The 20,936-nt window shown below is 70.9% G+C and carries 22 protein-coding genes and 2 pseudogenes; 14 read left to right on the top strand and 10 right to left on the bottom strand.

From position 1 onward, the window contains the following. The first annotated feature begins 43 nt into the window (after window positions 1-43). A complete protein-coding gene (locus tag C2865_RS40995; RefSeq protein WP_106401444.1) occupies window positions 44-490 on the top strand; it encodes a transposase in 447 nt (148 codons plus the stop codon). On the opposite strand, the gene C2865_RS27215 is transcribed toward C2865_RS40995, so the two are convergent. After that, a complete protein-coding gene (locus C2865_RS27215) occupies window positions 485-1,078 on the bottom strand; it encodes a TetR/AcrR family transcriptional regulator (protein WP_106401443.1) in 594 nt (197 codons plus the stop codon). The two genes, C2865_RS40995 and C2865_RS27215, sit on opposite strands and share 6 nt — an antisense overlap. A gap of 132 nt (window positions 1,079-1,210) precedes the next feature. On the opposite strand from C2865_RS27215, the gene C2865_RS27210 reads away from it, so the two are divergent. Further along, a complete protein-coding gene (locus C2865_RS27210; protein ID WP_106401442.1) occupies window positions 1,211-1,612 on the top strand; it encodes a nuclear transport factor 2 family protein in 402 nt (133 codons plus the stop codon). 305 nt (window positions 1,613-1,917) lie between these two features. Here C2865_RS27210 and C2865_RS27205 read toward each other — a convergent pair whose 3' ends face one another. Further along, window positions 1,918-2,769 carry a coiled-coil domain-containing protein gene (locus C2865_RS27205; protein ID WP_157963927.1) on the bottom strand — a complete coding sequence of 284 codons (852 nt, stop codon included), beginning with the start codon at window positions 2,767-2,769 and terminating at the stop codon, window positions 1,918-1,920. A gap of 222 nt (window positions 2,770-2,991) precedes the next feature. Here C2865_RS27205 and C2865_RS27195 point away from each other — a divergent pair, with 222 nt between their 5' ends. Continuing rightward, window positions 2,992-4,605, top strand: a complete 1,614-nt coding sequence (locus C2865_RS27195; protein WP_110554892.1) for a pentapeptide repeat-containing protein — start codon at window positions 2,992-2,994, stop codon at window positions 4,603-4,605. A 35-nt stretch (window positions 4,606-4,640) separates the two neighbouring features. Continuing rightward, complete coding sequence (locus C2865_RS27190) at window positions 4,641-5,393, top strand: tyrosine-type recombinase/integrase (protein ID WP_106401438.1); 753 nt, start codon at window positions 4,641-4,643, stop codon at window positions 5,391-5,393. Between the two features lie 306 nt (window positions 5,394-5,699). Here C2865_RS27190 and C2865_RS27185 read toward each other — a convergent pair whose 3' ends face one another. Then, the gene (locus tag C2865_RS27185; protein ID WP_198653638.1) at window positions 5,700-5,951 is read right to left on the bottom strand and encodes a hypothetical protein; all 252 of its coding nucleotides are present in this window, start codon (window positions 5,949-5,951) and stop codon (window positions 5,700-5,702) included. A gap of 120 nt (window positions 5,952-6,071) precedes the next feature. Between C2865_RS27185 and C2865_RS40225 the strand changes: the two genes are divergently transcribed. After that, on the top strand, window positions 6,072-6,224 hold the full coding sequence (locus tag C2865_RS40225) for a hypothetical protein (RefSeq protein ID WP_198653637.1): 153 nt from the start codon (window positions 6,072-6,074) through the stop codon (window positions 6,222-6,224). Between the two features lie 108 nt (window positions 6,225-6,332). Further along, a complete protein-coding gene (locus C2865_RS40220; protein WP_198653636.1) occupies window positions 6,333-6,470 on the top strand; it encodes a hypothetical protein in 138 nt (45 codons plus the stop codon). A gap of 13 nt (window positions 6,471-6,483) precedes the next feature. Here the strand turns inward: C2865_RS40220 and C2865_RS27175 are convergent, their stop codons facing one another. Continuing rightward, window positions 6,484-7,281, bottom strand: coding sequence for an endonuclease/exonuclease/phosphatase family protein (locus tag C2865_RS27175; RefSeq protein ID WP_157963926.1), 798 nt, complete (start codon window positions 7,279-7,281; stop codon window positions 6,484-6,486). Between the two features lie 135 nt (window positions 7,282-7,416). On the opposite strand from C2865_RS27175, the gene C2865_RS27170 reads away from it, so the two are divergent. Beyond that, entirely contained in the window at window positions 7,417-8,637 is a 1,221-nt protein-coding gene (locus C2865_RS27170; protein WP_106401437.1) for an MFS transporter, read from the top strand. Here C2865_RS27170 and C2865_RS27165 read toward each other — a convergent pair. Further along, a complete protein-coding gene (locus tag C2865_RS27165) occupies window positions 8,616-11,102 on the bottom strand; it encodes an excinuclease ABC subunit UvrA (protein ID WP_106401436.1) in 2,487 nt (828 codons plus the stop codon). The genes C2865_RS27170 and C2865_RS27165 overlap by 22 nt on opposite strands. 1 nt (window position 11,103) lies before the next feature. Beyond that, window positions 11,104-11,631: a pyridoxamine 5'-phosphate oxidase family protein gene (locus tag C2865_RS27160; protein ID WP_106401435.1), complete on the bottom strand. Its 528-nt coding sequence runs from the start codon at window positions 11,629-11,631 to the stop codon at window positions 11,104-11,106. A gap of 380 nt (window positions 11,632-12,011) precedes the next feature. Between C2865_RS27160 and C2865_RS41895 the strand changes: the two are divergent. Further along, window positions 12,012-12,134: pseudogene (locus C2865_RS41895) on the top strand (hypothetical protein); the annotation flags it as partial. A gap of 61 nt (window positions 12,135-12,195) precedes the next feature. Then, on the top strand, window positions 12,196-12,522 hold the full coding sequence (locus tag C2865_RS40210; protein ID WP_198653635.1) for a recombinase family protein: 327 nt from the start codon (window positions 12,196-12,198) through the stop codon (window positions 12,520-12,522). A 229-nt stretch (window positions 12,523-12,751) separates the two neighbouring features. On the opposite strand, the gene C2865_RS27150 is transcribed toward C2865_RS40210, so the two are convergent. Further along, on the bottom strand, window positions 12,752-13,954 hold the full coding sequence (locus C2865_RS27150) for an MFS transporter (RefSeq protein WP_106401839.1): 1,203 nt from the start codon (window positions 13,952-13,954) through the stop codon (window positions 12,752-12,754). Window positions 13,955-14,010: 56 nt separating this feature from the next. Here C2865_RS27150 and C2865_RS27145 point away from each other — a divergent pair, with 56 nt between their 5' ends. The 3 genes and pseudogenes from C2865_RS27145 to C2865_RS39100 all read left to right on the top strand — a co-directional run. After that, entirely contained in the window at window positions 14,011-14,589 is a 579-nt protein-coding gene (locus C2865_RS27145) for a CGNR zinc finger domain-containing protein (RefSeq protein ID WP_232835833.1), read from the top strand. Window positions 14,590-14,845: 256 nt separating this feature from the next. Next, entirely contained in the window at window positions 14,846-15,634 is a 789-nt protein-coding gene (locus C2865_RS27140) for a GNAT family N-acetyltransferase (RefSeq protein ID WP_106401433.1), read from the top strand. 62 nt (window positions 15,635-15,696) lie between these two features. Beyond that, window positions 15,697-15,807, top strand: a pseudogene (locus C2865_RS39100) (transposase); the annotation flags it as partial. Window positions 15,808-16,212: 405 nt separating this feature from the next. Here the strand turns inward: C2865_RS39100 and C2865_RS27125 are convergent. Continuing rightward, on the bottom strand, window positions 16,213-16,845 hold the full coding sequence (locus C2865_RS27125) for an FMN-dependent NADH-azoreductase (RefSeq protein ID WP_106401430.1): 633 nt from the start codon (window positions 16,843-16,845) through the stop codon (window positions 16,213-16,215). Window positions 16,846-16,978: 133 nt separating this feature from the next. On the opposite strand from C2865_RS27125, the gene C2865_RS27120 reads away from it, so the two are divergent. Next, complete coding sequence (locus C2865_RS27120) at window positions 16,979-17,593, top strand: TetR/AcrR family transcriptional regulator (protein WP_106401429.1); 615 nt, start codon at window positions 16,979-16,981, stop codon at window positions 17,591-17,593. Window positions 17,594-17,646: 53 nt separating this feature from the next. Here C2865_RS27120 and C2865_RS27115 read toward each other — a convergent pair whose 3' ends face one another. Continuing rightward, the gene (locus tag C2865_RS27115) at window positions 17,647-19,890 is read right to left on the bottom strand and encodes an LLM class flavin-dependent oxidoreductase (RefSeq protein WP_106401428.1); all 2,244 of its coding nucleotides are present in this window, start codon (window positions 19,888-19,890) and stop codon (window positions 17,647-17,649) included. A gap of 135 nt (window positions 19,891-20,025) precedes the next feature. Here C2865_RS27115 and C2865_RS27110 point away from each other — a divergent pair, with 135 nt between their 5' ends. Next, the gene (locus C2865_RS27110; protein ID WP_106401427.1) at window positions 20,026-20,520 is read left to right on the top strand and encodes a MarR family winged helix-turn-helix transcriptional regulator; all 495 of its coding nucleotides are present in this window, start codon (window positions 20,026-20,028) and stop codon (window positions 20,518-20,520) included. A gap of 40 nt (window positions 20,521-20,560) precedes the next feature. Here the strand turns inward: C2865_RS27110 and C2865_RS27105 are convergent, their stop codons facing one another. Next, a complete protein-coding gene (locus C2865_RS27105; RefSeq protein WP_106401426.1) occupies window positions 20,561-20,917 on the bottom strand; it encodes a hypothetical protein in 357 nt (118 codons plus the stop codon). Window positions 20,918-20,936: the final 19 nt, after the last annotated feature.

The following is a 20,936-nucleotide window of genomic DNA, read 5'->3' as shown; positions in this document are numbered from 1 at the left end:
CGCCAAGTGGCCGCCGCTGGGGAATTCCCACTGACCGCCGACACTGCGGCCGATCCTGCCAGTCGGTGGTGTGCGCGGGAGCCGGTGGAATGATCACCGCAAGGTGATCAACGGGGCGTTCTACCGGGCGCGCACAGGTGTGCCGTGGCGGGACCTGCCGGAGCGGTTCGGGCACTGGGTGACGGTCTATAAACGGCATCGTCGCTGGTCAGAAGACGGGAGGTGGGCACGGTTGCCGACGGCGGTGCAAGCAGGCGGGGGCGCCGAGGGCTTGATCGACTGGCGTGCGGCGGTGGGACTCGACCGTCGTGCAGGCGCACCAGCATGCCGCGGGAGCACCCCGCGAAAAGGGGAATCGGGCAGGACGAAACGGTCGGACCGAGTCCGGGCAATCCGGCGAACCGGCTGGAGGAACTGCTGCGGGACAGGATCCAGGAAGGTCGCGCGGCGGTTCCTCCACTCAAGGGGCCCGGCGAGGGGACGGTCATGAACCGATGCCGCCGGGTGAGGTGATCGCCCCGCGCACCAGGCGCAGGAACAGGGCCCTTTGCCGATGCCAGAGCGCCGGGTCCGCGCTCGTCTTCTGCAGCCCGTCCACGACGGCCAGCAGGAGGAGCGCGATGTCCTCGGCGGTCGCGTCGACGTGCGAGAGCCGTACCTCCCCCGCTGCCGCGGCCGCCTCCAGCGCGGAGACCAGCCGGGCCACCAGGGCGGCACGGGCTTCGCCGACGATGTTCCCCGTGATGGCGAGGGTGGCGTCGACCAGTTCCCCGCCGTGGACGCTCGATGAGATCTGCGCCTTCAGTTCCCCGAAGTAGGCGGTCATCGCGGCGTCGACTCGCGACAGCACGTCGCCCTGCTCGGCGAGGGCCGCGTCCGCGTGTCCGAGCGCCCGGGAGTGAGCTCTTCGGGATCCCGCCCGGAAGAGCTCCTCTTTGCTGGCGAAATGGAGGTAGAGCGCGGCACGGGACATCCCGGCGGCGCGGGCGATGTCCTGCATGGTCGTCTTGGCGTACCCGTACTGGCTGAAAACGATCAGCGCGCTATCGAGGATGTGCCCGATTCGGTCGTCTGCCATGCCGATACGCTAGCCTTCTGGACGAACAGAGTCCAGTTGGACAAGCTCCGATAGTTTGTCTAGCGGTGTCGGCGGCCGACACCGCCCCGCCATCGCCCCTCGTCCGACCGCAGAACCCAGGAGCGAAGCCCCATGCCACAGACAGCCGACGTCCCCGCCGTCCACGCGGTCGCAGAACAGATCCGCGAGGTCGAGCGCGCCCGGCTCCGCGCGCTTGTAGCAGGCGATACCGCCGTCGCGTCCGAGCTGCACGCACCGGACTTCCAGCTCGTCACCCCCATCGGTGCGGCGCTGTCCAGGGATGACTACCTCGGGGCCATCGCGACCGGACATATCGACTATGTCGCTTGGGAGCCCGGTCCCATCGACGTCCGCGTCCACGAGAACGCCGCCGTCATCCGCTACCAGGCCACCCTTGAAGTGGTCTTCGGGGGCCATCCGGTTCCTCGCGCCACCTACTGGCACACCGACAGCTACGAGAACATCGACGGCCAGTGGCGGGTGGTGTGGTCCCAGGCGACCGAAATCAGGTAGACCTCCAGGAACCTCGCCACGCGGCCCGACCGTAGGCCTCGCCGGCGCCAACAGGGTGGCGCGGACTCGCCGAGGGGAACGGTCACCAGCCCTTCGGGCAGGGCTCCGTCTGCACAGGTCAGAGATAGATCCGTTGTTTCTTCGGCGAGTACTCCTGGCCCTCCTAGGTGCATGATCTGTTCTTTACCAGGGGTGCTGCGGTGCCGTGCAGTACGTCAGACCGCTCCTGCCCGGGCCGGCCCTCCGGCCCTCTGCCGCTGCTGGGAGATCTGGGCCAGGAGGGAGCGGGAGGAGGCCGCAGTGCATCACTCCCGCGGGCGTTCCTCTTCTTGCGTCTCGAGCTGCCGGATCCTCGCGCGTGTTTTCGTGAGTTCGTCTTCGACGGCCGCTGCCCGCTGCTCTGCGGCCATGCCCCGCTCGACCTCCGCGCGCAGGAGCCCGCGCTCCTCGGCGACCTGGCGCCGGGCCTCGTCCCGCGCGGCGACGGCGATCGCGGTGTCGCGTTCGGCGGCCGCGGCGCGCTCCTGGGCAGCTTGGGCCTGGGCGCGGGCGGTTTCGGCGTCCTGCCGCGCGCTCTGGGCGGCGGCCAGGTTCGCCTTGGCCTCCCCCAGGGCTTCCAGGTGCCGGCCGGCCTCGGCGCGGGCCTGCTCCTCGCGGTCTTCGGCCTTGTCCTGGGCGGCCTGGGCGGCGGCCACCTCGCGGTCGGCCCGGCCGAGGCCCTCTTTGCGTGTGCGCTCGGCCTCGGCCGCGCGGTCTTCGGCGGTGGTGCGGTCGCGCAGGGCCTGGGCGGCGGTGGCGCGGGCGTCGTCGGCACTCTTCTCGGCGGTGCGCACCCGGGCCAGGGCGCCGGTCTCGGACTTCTCCAGGGCCTGGTTCAGTGCGGTGAGGGTGTGCAGGGTGCGCTCCAGGTCAGGCGCGAGCGACTCGCGCAGGGACTGGGCGTGGCGCAGGACGGCCAGGAGCGGGTCGGCGCCGACGACGGAGGTACGGCCGTCGCGGCAGTCGGGGCACTTGGTGGGCGGGCGGCCGCCGCGGCGGCCGGGGGAGTGCTCGAACGGGCCGGCGCAGACGCTGCAGAACCCGGTGCGGATCGTCTGCGGCTGCTCGCTCGAGGCCTCCTCGCCGTGCTCAGCACGGCCGTCCTGGGATATGTCCACGCGGACCATGCTGGCGAGGTTTCTCACCCAGAAATCGAGAACCTTGGTTTCGGTTTCAAAACCTGAAACCCATCCCACGCAGTGTCGGTGCCATATTCCTAGATATGTCACCGGTCACCGGAGCGGGTGCCTGCATACGGGTGCCGCGCCGCCGCCGGGGAACCACCCGCGTGCGCCGGGACGTCTGACCACGGATCGCACCAGCAAAGGGAGCCCACCGCGATGACCCCTCCGCCTCCCGCCTGCGCCGAGCCGTCCCTGCGCCCAGGCGCCGAACCCGGGGACCTGTGCGGGGCGCCGGTCGCCGCCGGAGGCCGCTGCCTGGCACATCTGCCGAACGACAATCTCGCCGCCTACCTCGATGGGCTCGCCCCCGGAGCGACGATCGACGCTCGCAACGTCGTCTTTACCGCGGCCCTACTGGACCAGCTACTGGACAGTGTCACTGACGACGGCTCCCCCCGGTTCGGTAAAGCCGACTTCGGCGGGGCGGCCCTCACCCAGGACGCCAACTTCGACATGGCGATCTTCACTCAAGACGCCAACTTCAGTAAAGCGACCTTCAGCGGGCGCGCCGACTTCTTCGGGGCGACCTTCAGCGGGCACGCCGACTTCGACAGGGCAACCTTCACCCAAAACGCCCACTTCGGCGGGGTGACCTTCACCCAAGACGCCCACTTCGACAGGGCGGCCTTCACCCAAGACGCCCGCTTCAGCAAAGCGGCCTTCAGCCAAAACGCCAACTTCAACGAAGCGACCTTCAGCAAGGGATTGTTCGAGGGGTCGCGGTTGCTGGGGGATGCGGTGTTTCGGTGCGTCGCCGACAGGCTGGTCTTCGATCGTGCCGAGGTGCAGGTGGAACTGGTGGTGGAGGGCGCCGTCGGTGAACTGTCCTTCGTGCGGTTGAGGTCGCACGGCCGGGTGGTGCTGCGGTTGCGGGGGACCGCGGTGGACGCAGGATATGCGGTGTGCGCGGGACCGTTGAGCGTGCACGGGATGGCCCAGCCGTTTGAGGGGATCTCCGAGACTCACCTGTCCCGCCCGGACGGCGGGGTGCGGATGGTCTCGCTGCGGGGGGCGGATGTCGAGCGGCTCGTGCTCACCGACGTCGACCTGAGCGCGTGCAGGTTCGCCGGGATCCACCGGCTGGATGAGATCGTCCTGGACGGCCGCTGCGTCTTCGCCTGGGACCCCTCAGGGGACCGGCAGGTGCTGGCTGAGGAGCACCACTGGCGCGCCGGCCTAGGCGGGCGGGCGGGCCGGGGCTGGACGGCGGCGCCCGAGAGGGTAGACGTGGTCGGACCCGAGCGGGTACAGGTGCTCTACCGGCAGCTGCGCAAGGCGTTCGAGGAGGGCAAGAACGAGCCCGGCGCCGCGGACTTCTACTACGGCGAGATGGAGATGCGCCGCGCCGCCGCCCGCACCGATCGTCGTCCGGACCGGTGGCTGCTGTTCCTGTACTGGGCGACCTCGGGGTACGCACTGCGGGTGAGACGGGCGCTGGCCTGCCTCGCTCTCGTCGTCGCGGCCACCGTCATCGCCCTGACCCTGTGGGGGTTTCCGGTCAAGGGTAAGGACTTCAAAGCCGACGGGACCCTCACCGCGCCCACTGGCGCGCAGCCGATCGCGGTGACCGTCCACCAGAGCAAGCCCATCCGCAAACTCGACGACCGGATCGGCAAGGCCGTCGAGATCACCCTCAACGCCGTCATCTTCCGCGCTCCCGACGCCGAGCTGACCGACCCCGGCAAGTACATCAACCTCGCCGCTCGGCTGCTGGGCCCGCTGTTCCTGGGCTTCTCCCTGCTCGCCATCCGCAACCGGGTCAAACGCTGACCACCGGTGCGCCGAGGAGCTGAAACCAGAGCCTCGTGAGGCTGATTGACGGGCTGCCGCGGGTGCCGGTGTGGGTGACGGTGGCGGCGTGGCTGGCGGACTCCCAGCAGGTCAATACGCGGCAGGCCCACCTGGCGGACCTGGCGGCATTCGTGCTGTGGCTTCGGGTGCACGCACGGGGCATGGGGCTGCTGGCGGTGCGGGAGGACGTCGTGGTCGACTACCGCAACTCACTGCTGGAGGGCTCGGCGCGGGCCGGGGTACGCACCCCGGGCCAGCCGCTGGCGGCCGCGAGCATGGCGCGCCGCCTGTCGTCCCTACGGAAGTTCTACGGGTATGCGATGCGGCGGGCGGGACTGACAGCCAACCCGGCGGATCCGGAGATGGTGGCGCGGCCGCGGCTGGCGCGGGTGGGCAAGACGCCGGCGTTCAGCCGCGAGCAGGCGGCGGCGATGCTGACGGCCGCGGAGAGCGAGGATTTCGTCGACCGGTACGGGCTGGCGGAATCGGTGGCGGTGCGGCTGCTGCTGGTACTGGGGCCGCGGGCGGGCGAGGTGTGCGGGCTGCGGCCGTCTTCGTTCGAGGTCAGCGACGGGCAGCTGCGGGTGGTGCTGCAGCGCAAGCACGGCTCGCTCTCGCACATCCCCGTGCCCGGCCGTCGAACGGGGGAACCTCACCAGTGCGCGTACGGCAGCCGAGGTGGAGTCGGTGGGGTGGTTGTCCAGTGCTGGTCGCCGAGCAGGTTGACCGGTCGTCTTGGTGCGGTGCTGTTCGATCAGCGCGCGTAGTTCAACGTGCCGGTAGAGGAAGTCGGTACTCACCGCAGCCTCCCGGGCGACCGCAGCGAAATTAATCGGCCGACGCGCGTCGACGAGTTTCTTGAGTCCATCTCGGGCTCGCTGTGCGGCTGCATCGGTGCGCGTGGTCGCCGAGTCTCTCAGGTGGTCAGGAAGCCGGTTCACGGTCCCTCTCTATCGTTGCTCGGAGCCATCGGCGTTCACCGCAGAGGCGGGGTCGGGTCGGTCGGCAAGGCGTCCTGCTCCCGAACGTGGCCTCAGCCCCAAAGTAGCTGGGTGATTGATCACGATTGTGGTTCATGATCGCCACGGAGGGCCGTCCGTCGACAAACTCATGCCCGGCCGGGATTCTGCGCCGTCGACGGTGAAGAGGGCGAGCTGGTCGACGCCTTGTGGCTGGGGGTCGGCCAGGCGCAGGCACCGCCTGCAGGTCACCTCTCCCCGATCCGGATGAGCGGCATACGGGTCCCAGCCGGCCACCCCGGCCATGCACGCCGGGCCGGGCAGCAGTTCGTCGGCCAGCCACCTGGTGAGTGTTACCGCGTGCACCACGCCTGAGCGTGGCCTCAGCCGCCGGGTAGGGGTGCGGTAGGCCCGCGAGGAGGATCGCCACCTCAAGAATCACAGTTTCGATGTTCGTCAAGCCCCGGCACGGCGCTGATCGACGCGGTGTGGCCGCGCCGCGAGATCGGCCCGTACCAGATCCAGGCGGCGATCGCCGCGGTGCACGCCTCCGCCGAGACGCCCGGGCACACCGACTGGCCGCAGATCGCCGTGCTGTACCTGTGGAGCGCCTCGCGCCCACCGCTCCGGTGCGGCTGAGCCGGGTGGTCGCCGTCGCCTACGGAGCCGACCGAGGCTTGGCGCTGCTGGACGGCCTCGGCCGCCGCCACGCTCTGGAGGACGATCCCCTGGTGCGCCACCGCGTTCGTGCCGTCCGCGCCCCACCTGCTCCGCCTGACCGGTTCGGCGTCCGACGCAGCTTCCCTCTACCGGGAGGCCGCCGAACTGACCCGCAACGAAGTGGAGCGCCGCTACCTGCTGGAGGAGGCGGAGCGTCTCGTCTGATCGTCGGCGGCGCTCAAAGGTCGAGGATCAGGGCGCGGTGGTCGGACACCTCGGGGTCGGTCATGATCTCGAACCGGGCGACGGCCGAGGGGTCGGAGACCAGGAGGTAGCTCGCGTGCCGGACGGGCTTGGTGTAGCGGGAGCTCCTGGTGTCGGCGTCTCGGACGAGGTCGGTCAGGCCGATCTCCGCGAGGACGGAGAACGTCTCGCTGTCGGGCAGCAGGTTGAAATCGCCGCACACCACCGTCAGGTCGTCCTTCTCGCGGGCTTCGGCGACGAGGCCCGCGAGCCGTTCGGCCTGCACGCGGCGCTCCGAGGTGTCGATCTTGCCTCGGGAATCGCGGAGGCCGTGGAAATTCACGACGGTGACGAAACACCCGGCCCGCCGGTCGAGGACGCGGACGGCAAGGGCGGCGCGGGGACGGCCGCTGCTCGGCCACTCGCCGACGTGGTCGGCGTGGTCGCCGTGCACGAACCCCGAGCGCAGCCCGACGAGGGGAAGCTCCTCCGCGACGAAGGTCGCGAGCCCGAAGTCCTCCCGGTGCGGGCGGTTCTCGCTGTCGTGGACCGGCCCGGAGTCGCTCGCGGTGAACAGACCGTGGTGGCGGGGAAGGCGCGCGCGGACGTCGGCCAGGAGGCTCGCCCGCTGCGGCAGCGCTCGTTCGGCGTCCTCGAAGTGCGTCCAGCCGCCGACTCCTGAGGTGTGCGTCACCTCTTGGAGGCACAGGATGTCGGCGTCGCACGTGTCCAGCCAGGCGGTGAGTCCGTTGAACAGCGCACCGCCCCAGGCGTTGAGAGAAATGATCCGCACGATGACGAATCTAGACCAGATCTTGGTGGGCGAAGGACGGACCGTCACGGGATGAAACGGCTGGTAGCGTACGGAATCCGGCGCGGGTCCCGGACGCGCTGACCACGGCGTCCACGGCTCACAGGAAGATCGTCCATGTCCGCGCTCCCGTCCGTCCCGTCCTCTCCGCCCGGCCCGGTCGGCGGCCGCCGCTTCGTGCTCGCCGTGCTGACGCTGGCCGTCGGCGGCTTCGCGATCGGCACGACCGAGTTCGTGACGATGGGGCTGCTGCCGCAGATCGCCGAGGGCATCGGTGTGGACGAGCCCACGGCGGGGCACACGATCTCCGCCTACGCGCTCGGTGTGGTCGTCGGCGTCCCTGTCATCTCGTTCTTCGCCGCCCGGCTGCCGCGCCGCGGCCTGCTGGCTGGTCTGATGGCCGCCTACGCAGTGTTCAACCTGATGAGCGCGGCCGCCACCGGCTACGGCATGCTCACCGCGGCCCGGTTCCTCGACGGGCTGCCGCACGGCGCCTACTTCGGCGCGGCGAGCCTGGTCGCGGCGGGCCTGACGACGCCCGAACGCCGCGGCAGGGCCGTGGCGGGGGTGTTCATGGGCCTTTCGGTCTCCAATGTGATCGGGGTGCCGGCCGCCACCTGGCTCGGGCAGCACACCGGATGGCGTTCGGCTTACCTGGCCGCCGCCGCGCTCGCAGCGCTGACCGCCGTCCTGGTGCTGGCGTTCGTGCCCTCGGTGCCGGGCGACGGGCAGGCCGCCGGAGGCCGGGAGGCCGGGGAGTTCTTCACCCGCCGCCAGGTTTGGCTCACCCTGGCGGTCGGCTCGATCGGCTTCGCGGGCATGTTCGCCGTCTACTCCTACATCGCCACCACGGTCACCCGCGTCAGCGGGCTCGCCGAGGGGGCGGTGCCGGTGTTCCTGCTGGTCTTCGGCCTCGGCATGGTGTTCGGGACGTGGCTGGGCGGCGAGCTGGCCGCCCGGTCGGTCCTGCGGACCTTGATCCAGGCGACCGCCGCCTCTACCGCGGTCATGCTCGTCTTCTGGACGGTGGCGCCCCATGGCTGGTGGCTGCTCCCGGTGGTGTTCGCGGTCACCGCCACCGCCTCGGTCCTCGTCACCAACCTGCAACTGCGGCTGATGGACGTCGCCGGGGACGCCGTCAACCTCGGTTCGGCGATGAACCACGCATCCCTCAACCTCGCCAACGCCCTCGGCGCCTGGCTCGGTGGCCTGGTGATCGCCTCCGGGTACGGCTACCGCGCGCCCGCCCTGGTGGGTGCGGTGCTGTCGGTGGCCGGACTCGGCATCCTGCTCTTCTCCACCCGGCTCGAACGGCGTCACCCCGCCAAGGCCGGGTGACGCTCCAGGAGCGGCAGGCCCGCCGCGTACCGGCGGAGGAACCCGGCGGTCGGGGTCTCCGCCGCCGCGACGACGTCCGGGGCACCCTCCGCGACCACCGCTCCTCCGTCCGGACCGGCGCCCGGCCCCAGGTCGATCACCCAGTCCGCGGACGCGGCGACGGGGATGTCGTGCTCGGCCACGACAACGGTGTTGCCCGAGTCCAGCAGCACGTCCAAAGCGTCCACCACGCGCTGGACGTCGGACGGGTGCAGGCCTGAGACGGGTTCGTCGAGAACGACGAGGCCGGCCTTGCGGCTCGTGGCGCCACGCTGGATCGCAGACGCCAGCTTCAACCGCTGCGCCTCACCGCCGGACAGCTCCGTGGCGCTCTGGCCGAGCTGCAGGTAACCGAGCCCGACCTGATCCAACGCCCTCAAGGTCTCCGCGAGCCGCCGGGGTTCGGGGAATCGCTCGACGGCCTCGGTGACGGTCAGCTCCAACACCTGGTCGATGGCCAGGCCCTGATATTTGATCTCCAAGGCCTCCGGTTCGTACCGGCGGCCCTCGCACGCGTCGCAGACCACCCACACGTCCGGTAGGAAGTGCATGTCGACCAGCTTTCGGCCGTAGCCCGTGCAGGTCTCGCAGCGGCCGCCGCCCGCGGTGTTGAAACTGAACCAGGAGGCGTCGACTCCTCGTTCACGAGCCGCGTCGGTTTCGGCGAACAGAGCGCGGATGATGTCGAACGCCTTGCTGTACGTGGCCGGGTTGGAGCGCGGTGTCCGTCCGAGCGGGTCCTGGTCGACGACGGCGACCCAGCCGAACCCGTCGAGGCCGCTCACCTTCCGCACCGTGTCGGACGCCTTTCTGCTGAGGGCCGCTTCGGCACCCGTCCCGAGCGCGCCGAGCAGGCTGCTCTTGCCGCTGCCGCTCACCCCCGTCAGGCAGGTGAGCCGCCCGACGGGGAAACGCACCAGGTCCGCGGTCACGTTGTGTGCGTGCAGGCCGTGCAGCTCCACCCAGCCGGTGCCGTCCCCGACCGGACGGCGGGTCCGGCGCAGCCGCGGCCCCTCACCGGCCAGGTAGCGGCCGGTCAGTGACTCAGGGTGGGCGGCCACGTCGGCGGGAGGCCCCGACACCAGGACCTCGCCGCCGAGGCTGCCCGCGCCCGGCCCCATGTCGATCACCCAGTCGGCCCGGGCGATGAGTTCGGGGTCGTGCTCGACGAGAAGCACGGTGTTGTCGGCTTCGCGCAGCTCCAGGGCGATGTCGAGCAGGTGCGCCTTGTCCGCCGGGTGCAGCCCCGTCCCGGGCTCGTCCAGGACGAAGACGATGCCGCTCAGCTCGGTGCTGAGCTGAGCGGCGAGCCGGGTCCGCTGCAGCTCGCCCCCTGAGAGGGTCGCTGCGCTCCGGGACAGCTGGAGATGGGCCAGCCCGAGCCGGTCGAGGATGCCGAGCCTGCGGCCGAGGTCCTGCAGCAGCGGCTCGCCCACCTCGCGTTGCCGGGCGTCCAGGCCGTCGGCCACACGCTCCGCCCAGTCGCGGACCTCCCGCACCTCCACCTCGAGCAGGTCCGGGTACGTCAGGCCGCCGAGCCGCACGGACCGGGCCGCCTGGTCGTATCCGCTGCCGCCGCAGGCCCCGCAGGGCAGCTTGCGCATGTACGGGAGGTAGCGCTGCTTGGCGTTGGGCGTCTGGGCGTTCACGAACACCCGCTCGACCTCGGCGAGCGCACCTCGCAGCGGCTGGCTGGAGGTGTAGGTCACCAGGGCCGTCTCGTTCTTGTTCGGTATGTCGACGCTCGCCTCGACCGTCTCGTCGCCCGTGCCGTACAGCACGCAGTGGCGGAACTCCTCGGGCAGCGACCGCCACGGCAGATCGAGGTCCACACCCCGTTTCTCGGCGAGCGCGGGCACGAACGCATGCTCTCCTGACCGCCATTTCGCGTACCAGGGCGAGGCTCCCTTGAAGAGCGGGAGTTCCGGGCGGGTGATGACCAGGTCCTCTTGGGCCTGCCAACGTCCGCCCACCCCGTGGCAGTCCCCGCAGCCTCCTTCGGGCGTGTTGCGGTCGAAGTGGGCGGTCGTCAGATGCCTGCTTTCGTCCGCGGCAGGGTCCGCTCCGATCGCGGGGAGGCGCGAATACAGCAGCCCCAGGTGGCCGTCGATGCCGGTGATCGTCGCGACCGTGGAGCGGGGATTGCGGTTCAGGCGCCGCTGATCGACCGCGAGCGTCGCGCCGAGCCCGAGGATGCGGTCGACCTTCGGCCGGTTGCGCTGGGTGATGTACTGCCGCACGAACGGCGAAAGCCCCTCCAAGTACCGCAGTTGGGCCTCGTTGTGCAGGGTGTCGACGGCCAGCGAGGTCTTGCCGCTGCCGCTCACCCCGGTGAACGCGACGAGCCGCCCCTTGGGGATGCTCAGGGACACGTCCCGCAGATTGTTGGTGCGGGCCCCCACCACGTCGATGGTCTCGCGTCCCATGTCACCGGCCGTCGGCTTCGATGAGCTTGGCGAAGTCGGGGGCGTAGACGCTCATCCAGTGCGGATGCAGCCGGTAGTAGACCACGTCGTTGTCCCAGTCGGAGTCGTCGCCGTAGAAGTCCTTGAGGTAGGCGAGCAGGTCCGGCCAGTCTGCGGCCGGCTCGCCGTGCTGGGGGTTGAGGATCTCCACCGTGCCGTGCGTGAACACGCCTAGGTCCTCGCCGCGCATGTGCGCGGTGCTGGCGGCGGGGCGGGCGGCCAGATGGCGGGCCTTGGCGGCGCCGCGCGCCGTGCCGAAGTGCCACTTTCCGTGCAGGAGGTGCCCGTCCACGCCGCTGATCCGCGGTTCGCCCTTCGCGGTCACGGTGGACAGGGCGAGGGTGCACATGCCGGTGAGGACCTGGGTGAGCTGCTCTGCGGTCAGTGTGCTCTCGGTATTGATGATCGAGCGGAGGTGCGAGGTGGAGCGGGAGAGCGAGGCGTCCAGGAGGGCCTGCAGCTCTTTGAGTTCTTCTGGCGTTTCGCGCATTGCGGTCCTGTCTGTCGATCTATCCGTGGGCGCCGGTCCACGTCCGCCATCGGCGCCGACCGGTCGAACCATGCTCGCCCCATAACCAGACACCTTTTGTCAGGTTTTTTTGTCTTGCGGACGCCACCGGGCCGCCTGGCCGGCGCCCTGCTCCCGAACGTGTCCCCAGACAGCCGCCAGGTGGGCGAGCGGTCGGTCAAATCGTCTCGATGACGGCCCGCCAGGTCTGTGGCTGAGGTGGCGGCCGTTGGTGGGTGTTCCGTTAGGGGATCCTCCAACGGAACGCCAGCCGCCCGAACAGAACCCCAGGTCAAGGTGTTCCGTATAGCTGTTCCGCGAACTGTTCCGGTGAAGGTCCCCTATCCGGAGCACTTGAGCGCGTGAACGGAGCCCGGGTCGGCTACGCCCGCTGCAGCACCGACGGACAGGACGTCGTGATCCAGGCCGAGCAGCTGCTCGCGCTCGGCGTCCCGCAGGACCGCATCTACATCGACCGCGGATTCTCCGGCACCACCCGCCGCGACCGGGCCGGCCTCGACCAGGCCCTCGCCGCCGTCTGGGACGGTGTTCACCGTCACCAAGTTCGGCCTGGGCGCCAGCGTCTACGACTGGAGCGACCCCTTCGGCCGGCTGTTCCTCCAGACCCTCGCCATGGTCGCCGAGTTCGAAGCCAAGATCGGGCACCAGCGCACCCGCGAGGGCATGGCCCTGGCGAAGAAGAACGGCAAGCTCAAAGGCAAGCAACCCAAACTGCCCGAGCCCGCACGCCACTCCATCCGCCGCCGCTACGCCGAAGGCCAGGTCTCCCTCGCCGACCTGGCCACCGAGTACAGCGTCGGCCGCTCCACCATCCACCGCATCATCCACGGGAACCCAGAAAGCCCCGGGTAGAACGCAGGCTCACTACTGCGGCCGAATCACCCGCACTCGACGGCGCCCGGCACGAGGAAGTACGAGCGGCCTTCCACGGCGATGGCTCACCTGCGCCCGCCACACGACGTGGCCGTGGGATCGGAAGGGAACGCACAGCCGGGTCGGGCATGCGTTGTCCGGTATGCGGCCAGCGGTTCGCGCGGGGCACGGCCGCCGCGACGGGATCCGCTGCTCGAGTTGAGCGTGGTCATCGAAGGTCGGGCGATCGTTCAGGGCCGGACGTGGGAGCCGACGGGATCGCGAAGAACGCCAGTGCCGCGAGGGCCGCCACACTCGCTGCGAATGCCAATGCGCCTGGAAGGGACCAGGTCGCGAGCGGTCCGGCGACCGCCGCGCCCAAGGCGAATCCCGTGATTTTGAGGCTGGCGCCAGTGGTGAAGATCTGGCCCCGCAGGTGTTCGGGTGCCTCTCGGTGGCGAACGGCGAACAGGGCGGTCAGCTGAGGCCCCTCCCCGACCCCTGCGATGAGCACGGCCACGATGAGCGCGACCGGCTGACCCCCTATGGCAAAGGTCAATGCGGCAGCCTGAACGAGAGCACCGACCCAGATGATCGTGTCAGGGGCGACTGCACGCGGGAACCGGGCGAGTACGGCATTGGCCGCCAAGGCGGAGACCGCCGCACAGGAGAGCAGCGCCGCGCCGTGGCCGGCTCCGCCCAGGACGCGTTCGCCCAGGAGCGGGATGCACGCCATCAGCATTCCCTGGGCGACGCAGGAGAGGACGGAGGTGAGGGTAGCTCGGGCCAGTGCAGGCCTTCCGGCGATGACCCGCGTTCCGGCGACAAGGTCGCTGAACATCGAAGTCGCCCCGGTCTGTGGCGTTCGGCCGGGACGAGCGGGCAGCCTCCACGCGGCGGGCAACGCCAAAGTGATGAGCACCGCGGAGACCACCACGGCCGTCGGGGCTCCCAGCGCCTCTGCCGCGCCGCCGGCAAGGACCGGACCGGCGAGACTCGCCGCGCTGAACGTCATGGCGTCGAGCGTGTTCGCCCGGGGCAGGCGGTCGCCCGGCAGCACGCGCGGAAGTTGGGCCGTCCAACCACCCGAGAGGGCCGGTCCCAGCAGCCCTGTCAGCACCGCGACCAAGATGGTGACAGCGAACGGCAACCGGCCCAGTCCCGCGATGATCATTCCCAGCCCGGCCGCATAGAGGACGAGCGCACCGGCCAGCAGGCGTCCCGGCCGCCCTGTCCTGTCGAGGAGCGCCCCCAGCATCGGGCCACCGACCGCAGCGGAGACGGTGATGCCCGCGAGCAGCGACGACGCTTCGAGGGCCGAACCGGTCAGGGCGAATCCCGCCAGCATGAGCGCCGGTCCTGACATCTCGTCCCCGGTACGGGCTGTCGCCGCCCCCACGAGATACAAGCGAAGTGGGTAACGCTTTCTCATGGCCGGGACGTTACGGACGTAACTCAAAACCATGCAAGATGCGTTACATTGCTTCCGTGTCCTTCAACGGCGACGACCGGTCCACCCGGCACTCCGTGCTGACCACGGCCCGGCGGGCCGCCGCCCTGGTCAACGCCCTGGCCGACGAGCACCCCGACCCGGCCGACGTCGCCGACGTGCTCCGCGCATACGGAGAGCCCGACCCCATCGACCTCACCGCCCGCGACATTGCCGGTATGCGCGCGGCAGCCGCATCGCTGCGGCAGGTCTTCGCCGCCGAACACGCCGACGACGCCGCGGCCGCCCTCAACCGCCTCCTGAAGGATCACACCGGCCCGCTCCGCCTGACATCGCACGGCGGCGGCACCCCCTGGCACCCCCACCTCGACCACGACGACAACGCCCCCTGGGACGAGTGGCTCCTCGCCTCGTCCTGCATGTCCCTGGCCGTACTCGTCTGGGACCGCCAACGCCCGCCCGGCAGGATCTGCGCATCGACCAGCTGCCAGAACGCCTTCATCACCCAGGGCAGCGGCCCGGAACGCCGCTACTGCTCCCGCCGATGCGCGACCCGCGAACGAGTCGCGGCTCATCGACGGTCGCGCTCTGCCGAGCAGCCGGACGAAACCGCATAAGACCACGGCTTACGTGGCTTTCGGGTGGTCTGATGTCGTAGCGGGCGGGGCGGGAGCCAAGCCGGTCCTGAACGTAGGCGGCGGGCAGGTCGCGCGAGCGGAAGCGGGCTCCGGTGGCGGTCGAGGCGGAAGATGCGCCGGCCGGCACGGTCGAGGTCCCAGGCGGCCAGTTCCAGGCCGGGCCGGTGGCGGTGGGTCCGCGGCAGGGGCAGGTGGGATCGGCACAGGTCAGAGGGCCTGTCCCTAGGATGACGGGGTGCACATCCAGAGCCTCGCCTACCGGACCGACCTGCATCTGCGCCGGATCGCGGGAGCCGACGTCACCGAGCATCCCGACTATCTGGTGGTGCGGACTGCGGATAACCCGCACTTTTGGTGGGGGAACTTCGTGCTGGCCGCGCCGGACGTTCTGCCGCGCGCTCTGGAGATCTTCCGGAGCGAACTGCCGGACGCCTCCCACATCGCGATCGGGGTGGACGGGACCGGACCAGAGCTCCTCGGACGCGTTCGGGAAGCGGTCGCATCGTGGGGACTTGCCGGGTCGGAGACCGGGGCCGACACCGTGCTGACGGCCGAAAGGCTGCGCGCTCCAGGCCACCCGGCGGGGGCGGAGATCCGGCCGCTGGTCTCGGCGGGGGAGTGGGACGGCCTCGTCGCGCTGCGGCGGGTGACGTCCGAAGTGGCGCCGACCGCGGAGAACGATGCGTTCCTGGTGGCGAAGGCCGCCGAGGACCGGCGGCTGTGCACATCCGGCCTGGCCACCTGGTTCGGGGCGTTCGAGGGGGGACAGGTGGTCGCCGCGCTCGGGATCGTCCCGGACGGCCGGGGTCTGGCCCGCTACCAGCAGGTGTCGACCCATCCTGCCCACCGCCGCCGCGGGCTTGCCTCCGCCCTGCTGCACGCCGCCGCCGAGCACGCCCGCGCGGCCGGAGCCCGCACCCTGGTCATCGTCGCGGATCCGGACGCCGAGGCGATCGGCCTGTACCGCCGCCTCGGCTTCACCGCGACCGAACACCAGGTGCGCGTCCAGCGGCCACCCGCTTGAGCCCCTGCCGGCACCTCCGGCGGATCGGGGACGGGAACCGCCCCACGAACCGGCCTGTCGCAGGAATCCGGGCCGGCGACGGAGGCGAGGGCGCCAAGTCGTGGGCCCATGTCCTGACCGACCTGAAGAACCGCGGCGTCAAAGACGTGCTCATGGCGGTCTGCGACGGGCTCGCGGAGGATCGGTGAAGGAATCAACGACAGCCGGGCTGGGTCTGGCCCGTGTCTTCACAGTGGGAGCATGCTGGCCTGTAGGTGATGTGCTCCCGTGTTGGATTCCAGTACCGTTCCTCGATTTCGGCGAGGTCTGCGGCGTCCGTCGGGCGGCATCACTCACACCGACACCTCGATCCGCGTCGCGCGTGGTCTCGGCGATCGACGGCGGACGCATTCTCAACGAGAAGACGGCCACCAGCCAGATCGTCGGTGGCACCGTCGGCGGAGGCGCATGCCGCCGCCCGCAACGTGATGGCGTCCACGTTCGGCCCGGCCGGACACCGAGCGGTATCCGGGGAGAGCGGCCGCCTTCAGCGAGATCGGATGGCCGTCTTGCACCGCCGCGGTCGTCACCGCGCGGTGTCAGGCGCGCAGGAGGGTGCGGGCGCTGTCTCGGGCCTCGGTGAGGGCGCGGGCGTGGTGCTCGTCGGCGAGGTCGCGCAGGTCCGCCATGGCCGGGGTGGTGCGGGCCAGGGTGAGCTCGCGCTTGACCACCGTCAGGTCGGCCTGCCAGACGTCGCGCAGGATGCGCTCCAGGTAGGGCGTCGAGTGGTCCCAGCCCTCGCGGGGGGTGCCGGGGCCGTAGCCGCCGCCGAGCGTCGCGATGAGGACGGTCGGGGTGCCCTTGAGAAGGGGGTCGGTCGGGCCGGCGCCGGCCAGCACCAGGTCGATCCAGGTCTTGAAGTGCTGGGAGACGCCGAAGTTGTAGAGCGGCACGGCCAGGACGGCCGCGTCGGCCGCCCGGATCTCGTCGGCGAGCGCACCGGCCAGGGCGACGGCGTCGTGCTGGGCCGGGGTGCGCTCGGTCTCCGGGACGCCTCCCGCCGTGGTGGCGTGGGCCCAGGCGTCGGCGGGCAGCGGGTCGGTGCCGAGGTGGCGTCGCACGATCGGGGCGTCGGGCCGGGCCGCGGTCCATTCCGCTTCAATGATGTCGGCGATCTCGGCGCCGGCGGAGGTGGCGGGAAGGATGCTGGCGTCCAGGCGGAACAGCGTCATGGGTCTCTCTCTTCGGGAGGCGGGCCGCGAGGAGCGCGGCCTCGGACGGCGGGCGGGACTCCGTGGTCGCACCCGCCACAGAAGCATAAGCGGACTTTACCCCGTTTAATTCCCGGGGGGATAGTTTGTTTCCGTGAACTCCCCGGTCATCCCCTTCGGCAGACCACGGCCCGAGCGCGCCGACGCCGCCCGCAACCGCGAGCTCCTGCTGGAGACGATGCGCGCGATGATCGCGGAGGACGGGGTCGAGAAGCTGACGATGGACGGACTCGCCGAGCAGGCCGGACTCGGCAAGGGCACGGTCTTCCGCCGGTTCGGCAGCCGCGCCGGCATCTTCCGCGCTCTCATCGACGAGGACGAGCGGCGCTTCCAGGAGAGCGTCCTGGCCGGCCCGCCCCCGCTCGGACCCGGCGCCGGCCCGGTCGAGCGCATGGTCGCCTACGGCCGCGCCCGGACGGCCTTCCTCGTCGAACGGCACGCGATCGCGCGCGCGTCCCTGGAACGCGACCACCCAGCCCCCGCCGGCGAGGGCAACTTCTCCCGCGTCCACCTGCGCATGCTGATCGGCCTGGCGGACCGCGAGCTCGCGGACCCCGACACGCTCTCCGTCCAGCTCGCCTCCGCGCTGGAGGGCGCCTTCCTGCTCTTCCTGCAGGATCCCGGCTCGGACGACCGCGCCCTCGAAGGCGCCGTCCGGCCCGTGGCCGACAGCTGGCAACTCCTCATCGAGCGGCTCTTCCGCCCCTGACGGGAAGTGCGGGGGCCGACCGCAGGAGTGCGGCCGGCCCGGTCGAGGCGGCTTCAGGCACCGGCTTCGGGGTCGATGGGAAAGTTGTTGCGAAAGACGTTGTCGGGATCGTAGGCGCGCTTGACCGCGCGGAGCCTGGCCAGCGTCGCCGCGGGGAAGGCGCGGGGAAGCGCGGCCTCCTGGTCGTGGGTTTCGAAGCTGAGATAAACGGCGTCGGAGCCGAGCTCGTCCCATGCCTCGCCACGGGCGCGCAGGACGGCGTTGAGGGCGAAGCGCCGGTCACGGTGGGCGAAGGCGGTCGCATCGGCCGGAACGTCAGAGACGGCGCCGCCCATCGAGCGGATCTGCACGATGCCGGTGTCGCCGCGTTCGAACATCTCCGCGAGCACCTTCACGGTGTGCGCGTCCAGGTGCTCGGCGAGCGCCGAGCGCGAACGCAGCCTGCCGTCCCCGTGGTGGGCGTTGTGGGCGGGCGCCATGAGCGCCGCGTACGGGACGAGATGTGCCTGCTGCCCGAGGACCGGGCCGAGCTCGAGGAACGGCTCCAGCGCGGCGATCGCCGTTTCGGTATCCGCGTTCGCCCACACCGCCGTGGTCTGTGCGAGGACGCGGCCTGCCTGCCGGAACAGGCTGAGGAAGGCCGTCAGCTCCCGGGGCGACGCCTCGACGAGTTCACCCCAGCGTTGGAGGAACACCGCGGTGTCGGCCGCGTCGTAAATAAATGTGCCCTGGACGACGTCGTCCACCTCGGCCGCCTCGATCTCCAAGGAAGTGACGACACCGAGGTTGGCGCCCGCTCCGCGCAGCCCCCAGAACAGGTCCGGGTGGTGGTCGGCGTCGGCTCTCACCCGACTGCCATCGGCGAGGACGACGTCGGCCGCCACGACGTGGTCGATCGTCAACCCGTAGGAGCGGGCGAGAAGGCCGAGCCCTCCGGCCGTCGCGAGCCCGCCGACGCCGACGTCGCCGTAGTCGCCGGAACTGATCGCCAGGCCGTGCTCCGCGAGTCGCGCCGCGACGTCGCCCCAGCGCGCGCCCGCTCCGACCCGCACCAGTCTCCGGGACCGGTCGATCACCTCGACGTCGTCCAGCGCACCCAGGTCCAGGACGACCCCGCCGTCGTTCGTGGCCCGGCCGCTGATGCCGTGGCCGCCGCTGCGCACGGCGAGCGGCACCCGCTGGGTGCGGGCGAACGCGACGGCCTCGGCGGTCTGGGCGGCGTCGGACGGCCGCAGGACGAGACCGGGGGAGCCGTCCCAGAGATAGGTCGAACGCAGGCCGTCATACGCGCGGTCGCCCGGTTCGACGGCACGGTCGGCGAGCGAGGCGGGCACCGCGTCGTAGTCGATGTCCGCGCGGCGGGCGGCGAGGACGGCGGCTGGACGGACCCTGCCGGAAGGCGTTCCGGCCCGGGCTCGCTCGGCGGCGACGGCCTCTCGGACGGCCGGCGCGACGTCCCGGGCGAAGGTCTCGATGGCCCGCGGGTCGTCGGACGCGATGAGGAACGTGCTCATCCCGTCCTCCAGGACGAGTGGCAGGAGCAGGTCGATCCACTGTTCGGACGGCCCCTGGAACGGCTCGGCAGAGGAGCCGAAGCCGCCCATGATGTTGAGCAGGCGCCGGATCTCCCGCGGGTCGCGTCCGGCCTCCTCGGCGGCCTCGTCGATGAGCGTGTTGCCTTCGCGCAGCGACGGTGAGGAAAGGTAGGGCAGGGACGGCAGCCACCCGTCGGCTTCGGCCCCCACGAGCCGCAGCATGCGCGGTTTGTAGGCGCCGAGCCAGATCGGCACGTCATGCGCGGGGGCGGGCCCGCGCTTGGCCCCGTCCACCCGGTGGAAGTCCCCGCGCACCCGCAGCGGTGCGCGGTCTTCGGGGCGCCAGACGCCGCGGATGATCCGCATCGCCTCGGCCAGCGCGGTGACGGACTCCCCGGCGGTGAGGGAGGGGCCGCCCATCGCGGCGACGGCCTCCAGGAACGCGCCCGCGCCCAGGCCCAGGTCGACGCGCCCGCCGGACAGCAGGTCGAGGCTCGCGACCGCGCGCGCGAGCACCGCGGGGTTGCGCAACGGGAGGTTGAGCACGTTGCCGGCCAGGTGGACGCGCTCGGTGCGCGCGGCGACCCAGCTGAGCAGGGTCCAGGTGTCGAGGAACCCGGGTTGGTAGGGGTGGTCTTGGAAGGTCACCAGCCCCAGCCCTGCCTTCTCGGAGAGGACGGCGAGGTCCACGGCCTGCCGCGGGTCGGCGGCCGAGGGGGTGAGGAAGGAGCCGAAGCGCAGGTCGTGACCGTAGTCGGGCATGAAAGGCCTCCACATCATTGAGGATGACGTGTCAACCATAACTCTAGATTTGGATGATGCATCAACCTGTTCGCGTGGGCTTCCTCACCTTCGCCGATCAGGGTGATACGTCAACCTTGTGGCTATGCTGGAAGGATGAAGTACGAGCTCGAGCACCTGTCGGAGGAAGAGGGCCGGGCCTGGCGCGCACACCTGCAACTGCACGCCCGGCTCGGTGCGCGGCTCACCCGCTCCCTGATGAGCGACTCGGGCCTGTCCGGCGCCGACTACGGCGTCCTCGTCACCCTCGCCGGCGCCCCCGAAGGACGGATGACGTCCCTGGCCGTGCGCTGTGCGCTGCTGTGGGAGAAGAGCCGCCTGTCCCACCAGGTCCGCCGCATGGAGCAGCGCGGCCTCATCACCCGCGAGGCCAACCCCGACGACGCCCGCAGCTCCCTCCTCTGCCTGACCCCCCAGGGCCGCGCCGTGATCGAGGCGACGGTCCCCCCTCACGCGCAGCGCCTGCGCGAGCACTTCCTCGACCTCATGACGCCCGAGGAACGCGCCGTCCTCACCGCCGTCAACGAGCGCGTCCTCGCCCACCTGGATCAAGAGGACGAAGCCGACCCGCCGTGCGAAGAGGCCTGTTAACAAAAAGGGGGAGAGACGGCCCTGAGCCGGGCGACAGAGGTTACGAGCGGGACGTCCACAAGGCTTGGAAGGTCCCTTCGGGGTCGTAGTGCTTCCAGAGCCGGGTGACCCGGCCACCTGTCACGCCCGGGTAGATGCGGTCGAACGCGTTGGTGTCCGGGCGGCTTTCGAAGCCCAGGTAGGCGCCCTCGACGCGCCGGGCGAGAGGTCTCCAGACCGCGTCCAGTCCGGCGCCGCGTTGCGGCGGGAACACCGAGGCGATCACCAGCGTGCCGTGGCGCCGGTGCGGGAAGGCGGTGGCGTCGGCGGGCACGTCAGTGACCGCCCCGCCGAGAGACCGCAGCGGCGAGTTCGTCTGCAGGTTGCGCTGGAACCGGCTGACGGCGGTCGAGAACATCGGGCCAGAACCCCTCGAT

The organism is Actinocorallia populi, from assembly GCF_002995495.1.
Classification (GTDB): Bacteria; Actinomycetota; Actinomycetes; order Streptosporangiales; family Streptosporangiaceae; genus Actinocorallia; species Actinocorallia populi.
Note: the sequence above shows the minus strand (reverse complement) of the source record. Positions and strands in the feature narration are given on the sequence as shown.

What these genes read in the sequence shown, in the direction of transcription:
- C2865_RS27195 (WP_110554892.1), top strand. Translation starts at nt 2,992, where the DNA reads ATGACCCCTCCGCCTCCCGCCTGCGCCGAGCCGTCCCTGCGCCCAGGC.
- C2865_RS27115 (WP_106401428.1), bottom strand. Translation starts at nt 19,890, where the DNA reads ATGCCCGACTACGGTCACGACCTGCGCTTCGGCTCCTTCCTCACCCCC.
- C2865_RS27125 (WP_106401430.1), bottom strand. Translation starts at nt 16,845, where the DNA reads ATGACGCTGTTCCGCCTGGACGCCAGCATCCTTCCCGCCACCTCCGCC.
- C2865_RS27210 (WP_106401442.1), top strand. Translation starts at nt 1,211, where the DNA reads ATGCCACAGACAGCCGACGTCCCCGCCGTCCACGCGGTCGCAGAACAG.
- C2865_RS27110 (WP_106401427.1), top strand. Translation starts at nt 20,026, where the DNA reads ATGAAGTACGAGCTCGAGCACCTGTCGGAGGAAGAGGGCCGGGCCTGG.
- C2865_RS27160 (WP_106401435.1), bottom strand. Translation starts at nt 11,631, where the DNA reads ATGCGCGAAACGCCAGAAGAACTCAAAGAGCTGCAGGCCCTCCTGGAC.
- C2865_RS27165 (WP_106401436.1), bottom strand. Translation starts at nt 11,102, where the DNA reads ATGGGACGCGAGACCATCGACGTGGTGGGGGCCCGCACCAACAATCTG.
- C2865_RS27105 (WP_106401426.1), bottom strand. Translation starts at nt 20,917, where the DNA reads ATGTTCTCGACCGCCGTCAGCCGGTTCCAGCGCAACCTGCAGACGAAC.
- C2865_RS27215 (WP_106401443.1), bottom strand. Translation starts at nt 1,078, where the DNA reads ATGGCAGACGACCGAATCGGGCACATCCTCGATAGCGCGCTGATCGTT.
- C2865_RS27150 (WP_106401839.1), bottom strand. Translation starts at nt 13,954, where the DNA reads ATGAGAAAGCGTTACCCACTTCGCTTGTATCTCGTGGGGGCGGCGACA.
- C2865_RS27170 (WP_106401437.1), top strand. Translation starts at nt 7,417, where the DNA reads ATGTCCGCGCTCCCGTCCGTCCCGTCCTCTCCGCCCGGCCCGGTCGGC.